Origin of the sequence: Actinosynnema sp. NPDC023658 (assembly GCF_040639995.1) — a bacterium.
GTDB lineage: Bacteria > Actinomycetota > Actinomycetes > Mycobacteriales > Pseudonocardiaceae > Actinosynnema.
Window position 1 is genome coordinate 1 of sequence record NZ_JBFAAX010000582.1, and the last position, 3,602, is coordinate 3,602.

5 protein-coding genes are annotated in these 3,602 nt (G+C 74.8%); 3 read left to right on the forward strand and 2 right to left on the reverse strand.

Annotation, left to right across the window (positions count from 1 at the left end):
- Nucleotides 1–98: 98 nt before the first annotated feature.
- Entirely contained in the window at nucleotides 99–413 is a 315-nt protein-coding gene (locus AB0G02_RS31510; RefSeq protein WP_360801330.1) for a DUF3099 domain-containing protein, read from the reverse strand.
- A gap of 96 nt (nucleotides 414–509) precedes the next feature.
- On the opposite strand from AB0G02_RS31510, the gene AB0G02_RS31515 reads away from it, so the two are divergent.
- Nucleotides 510–2,012: a helix-turn-helix domain-containing protein gene (locus AB0G02_RS31515; RefSeq protein WP_360801333.1), complete on the forward strand. Its 1,503-nt coding sequence runs from the start codon at nucleotides 510–512 to the stop codon at nucleotides 2,010–2,012.
- On the opposite strand, the gene AB0G02_RS31520 is transcribed toward AB0G02_RS31515, so the two are convergent.
- Entirely contained in the window at nucleotides 1,993–2,685 is a 693-nt protein-coding gene (locus AB0G02_RS31520; protein ID WP_360801336.1) for a TetR/AcrR family transcriptional regulator, read from the reverse strand. The two genes, AB0G02_RS31515 and AB0G02_RS31520, sit on opposite strands and share 20 nt — an antisense overlap.
- 100 nt (nucleotides 2,686–2,785) lie before the next feature.
- On the opposite strand from AB0G02_RS31520, the gene AB0G02_RS31525 reads away from it, so the two are divergent.
- Both AB0G02_RS31525 and AB0G02_RS31530 read left to right on the forward strand, forming a co-directional pair.
- Nucleotides 2,786–3,193: an SgcJ/EcaC family oxidoreductase gene (locus AB0G02_RS31525; RefSeq protein WP_360801339.1), complete on the forward strand. Its 408-nt coding sequence runs from the start codon at nucleotides 2,786–2,788 to the stop codon at nucleotides 3,191–3,193.
- The coding region (locus AB0G02_RS31530) for a hypothetical protein (protein WP_360801342.1) at nucleotides 3,190–3,602 on the forward strand (413 nt) is incomplete at its 3' end. The genes AB0G02_RS31525 and AB0G02_RS31530, both read left to right, overlap by 4 nt.

The following is a 3,602-nucleotide window of genomic DNA, read 5'->3' on the forward strand; positions in this document are numbered from 1 at the left end:
GCGTGGCTGTCCGGCGCGTCGCGGCGGGACGCGCTGCTCGGCGGCGTGCGGGCCGCGGCGCGGGCGGTCTCCGGTGTCGGCGCGCAGCCGACGGCGGTTCAGCCCTCGATGACGTGATGCGGGCGTGCCTCGATGGCGCGGTGCTCCTTCGTGAAGCGGCTGGCCTTCTCCGCCTTGCGGGGAGGCCGGTCGTTCGCGATGAGCACGGCCATCCAGGGCAGCGGGACCGACAGCACGATCAACGCCAGGGCCAGCCACCAGGTCTGGTAGAAGACCATCGCCAGGATGAGGCACGGGATGCGCGCGCCCATCATGATCGCGTACTTGCGCTTGCGCGCGGCGTGCTGCTCCTCGTAGGAGGGAGCCGCTTCGGTGATGAGCACCGGTGTGCCGTCGCGCTCAGGACTGACCATGCCCCCATCGTCCCACCAGGTAGGCGGTATCGGCACCTTCCGGTATACGAATTCACATCCGCCGCGCGCCGATCGCGCTGACCGTACGATCCCGCTGTGGTCGCCCTTGATCGCCTGGTGGACGTGCTCGGCAGCCTCGGCACGCACCTGAGCTGCGCCCCCCGCGGGCGGGACGTGGAGCTGCGCGGGGTGGCGCTGCACGACCCGGCGGAGCACACGGTGGCCGCGCCGGACGACGTGCTGCTCGGGCTGGGCGTGCCGACGCCGGCCGCGGCGGCCCGGTTGGTCGGGTCGACCGCGGCGGCGGCCGTGGTGCTGCACGGGGCGCCGCCGGTGGACGAACGGGTGCTCGCGGCGGCGAAGCGGTCCGGGGCGGCGGTGCTGCTGGTGGACCCGTCGGTGCCGTGGGGGCAGTTGGCGAACGTCGCGCAGACGCTGGTGCTCGGCGGGTCGGGGGCCGGTGACCTGTTCGCGGTGGCGGACGCGATCGCAGCGGTGGTCGGCGGGCCGGTGACGATCGAGGACCAGCAGTCGCGGGTGCTGGCGTACTCCTACCGGCAGCAGGGCGTCGACCCGGTGCGGGTGCAGACGATCATGGGCCGGCGAGTGCCGGAGGAGGCCTGGCGGGCGCTGGACGCGTACGGCGTGTTCACGCACCTGGCGCGGTCGGACGAGCCGCTGTTCGTGCCGAGGTTGACCGACCGGCTCGGCGGGCGGCTGGTGGCGGCGGTGCGGGCCGGGCGCGAGCTGCTGGGGTCGGTGTGGGTGGAGGTCGACGACCCGGTGGACGCGGTGCGCGAGGCGGCCCTGGTGGACGGGGCGCGGACGGTGGCGCTGCACCTGCTGCGGGCGCGGGCGTCGGCGGACCTGGAGCGCCAGGCCGAGGCCGACCTGGTGATCGAGGCGCTGGAGTCGGGGTTGCCCGGGAACCTGGCGCGGCTGGGGCTGCCGTCGTCCGACTTGCGGGTGATCGCGGTGCAGGCGCACGCCGGCGAGGGCGAGCACGGTGCGGCGCTGCTGGCGTTCTCCCGGGCGACGGCGGGTTTCGGCTGGTCGCGGCCCGGCCGTTCGGCGTTGTTCGGCAACGTCCTCTACACCGTGCTGCCGTGCGGGGACGACCCGTCGGCGGCGCTGGAGTGGGTGCGGGCGCTGGGCCGTGAGCTGCCGTCGGAGGCGGTCGTGCTGGCCGGGGTCGGCGGTCGGGCGGACGCGGCGACGCTGCCCGCGTCCCGGGACGAGGCCGACGAGTGCCTGGCGCTGGCCGGTGACGAGCCCGTCGTGTACGACGTGGCGTGGGCGCGGGTGCTGCTGCGCCGGTTGGCGGGGGTGGCGGAGGCCGGGCGGTTGCCGTCGCGCGGCCCGGTGGCGGACCTGGTGCGGCACGACGCCGAGCACGGCACGCAGTACGCGATGACGTTGCGGGCGTGGCTGGCGGCGCAGGGCGACGCACGGGAGGCGGCCCGGGTGCTGTCGGTGCACCCCAACACGTTGCGGTACCGGATGCAGCGGATGGCCGCGGTGACGTCGTTGCCGCTGGACGACCCGGAGCAGCGGTTGGCGATGGCGATCGCGCTGGCGATCAGCCCGTCAGGGCCGTGAGGCCGCCGAGCAGCATGTCGATGCCGAACTCGAACCGCTCGGTGGCGGTCTCGGCGGTGAACAGCTCCCCCATCGCGGCCATGTTGGCGAACGCGCCCGACGGCAGCGAGCTCAGGTACTCCCCCATCTGCCTGCCGCGGGCCGCCACCTCGGCCTGGTCCACCGACATCCAGGCGCTGCCCTCGCAGGCGAACGCCTTGGTGTAGAGGCTGAGCGCGTCGGCGGCGTAGGCGGCGTGGGTGAGCGACAGACCGCCGGCGCGCAGCAGGCTGAGCAGCGCCTCGCCGTGCCGCAGGGCGTTGGGTCCGACCGGGATCAGCACCTGCCAGGCGACCTTCGCGATGCCGGGGTACGCGCCCATGGCCTGCACCTGGGCGCGCAGCAGGTCGCGGACCTGCGCCTGCCAGCGGTCCGGGTCGGGCGCGGGCAGCGGCACCTCTTCCAGGACCTGGTCCAGCATCAGTTCGAGCAGCTCGTCCTTGGTGGCGACGTGCGCGTAGAGCGAGGCCGGTCCCGTGTCGAGGGCCTGGGCGACGCGCCGCATGCTCACCGCGTCCAGGCCTTCCCGCAGCAGCAGGTCGAGCCCGGTCCGCACGACCAGCTCCCGGGACAGGCGCGGCTTGACGGGCGGCTTGGCGGGCGGGGTGCGCCAGGGCGGGTCCTCCGGGCTCATGCGAACACCGTACTTGACACGAACACCGTTCGTCGCGAACATCGTTCGTGTGACGAACACCGTTCGTTCGTGAGGCGCTGATGTTCGGAAGGGGACGCGGATGACGGACAGGGCAGCCGTGGAGGCCGTGCTGAGCGGGCTCGGGGAGGCGTGGAACGCCGGCGACGCGGCGGCGTACGCGCGGTTCTTCACCGAGGACGCCGACTACGTGACGTTCTTCGGGCTGAACACGCCGGGGCGGGAGGCCATCGAGTCGGGCCACCGGGCGTTGTTCGAGGGGCCGTTGAGGGGGTCGAAGCTGGTCGGGAGCGGTGAGCCGCCGAAGGTGCGGTTCGTGCGCGACGACGTCGCGATCGTGGTGGCGGGCGGCGGTTCCTCGCTGGACGGGGAGGCCGACCCGGGGCGCGCGTCCACGGTGACGTACGTGCTGGTGCGCGAGCCGGACGCGTGGCGGGTCGCGTCGTTCCAGAACACCCGCCGCACGCCGGTGCCGGGCCTCCCGTCGTGAGGCGGGTGCTGGTGGAGGTGTCCGCGACCGTGCCGGTGCCCCCCGATGCCGTGCTGGCACGGGTGGAGCGGGTCGTGCGGGAGGCCGGGGGCGGGCGGATCGAGGTGGACGCCGAACGGCGGACCGTGTCCGTGCAGGGCGGCTGGTGGTACCGGGGCGAGTACGAGGTGCAGGCGGTGGCCGGCGGGGCGCGGCTGACCCACCGGGTGCGCAACGTCGCACCCCGCGGCGCCTGGGCCGTCCCGCTGGCCAACCGCCTGTTCCTCGGCTACCGGGCGCGGGCGGAGCGGGGCTTCGCGGAGTTCGTGGCGGGCCTGGCCGCCTCTCGCCCCCCCCCGCCTCCGGTGGACCGGGATCGACCGCCGGCCACGTCGAGCAGGCGGGGCGCGGCGCGGCGTCGGTGGGGCTG

Coding starts and splice junctions, on each gene's coding strand:
- AB0G02_RS31520 (WP_360801336.1), bottom strand. CDS start 2,685: ATGAGCCCGGAGGACCCGCCCTGGCGCACCCCGCCCGCCAAGCCGCCC.
- AB0G02_RS31510 (WP_360801330.1), bottom strand. CDS start 413: ATGGTCAGTCCTGAGCGCGACGGCACACCGGTGCTCATCACCGAAGCG.
- AB0G02_RS31525 (WP_360801339.1), top strand. CDS start 2,786: ATGACGGACAGGGCAGCCGTGGAGGCCGTGCTGAGCGGGCTCGGGGAG.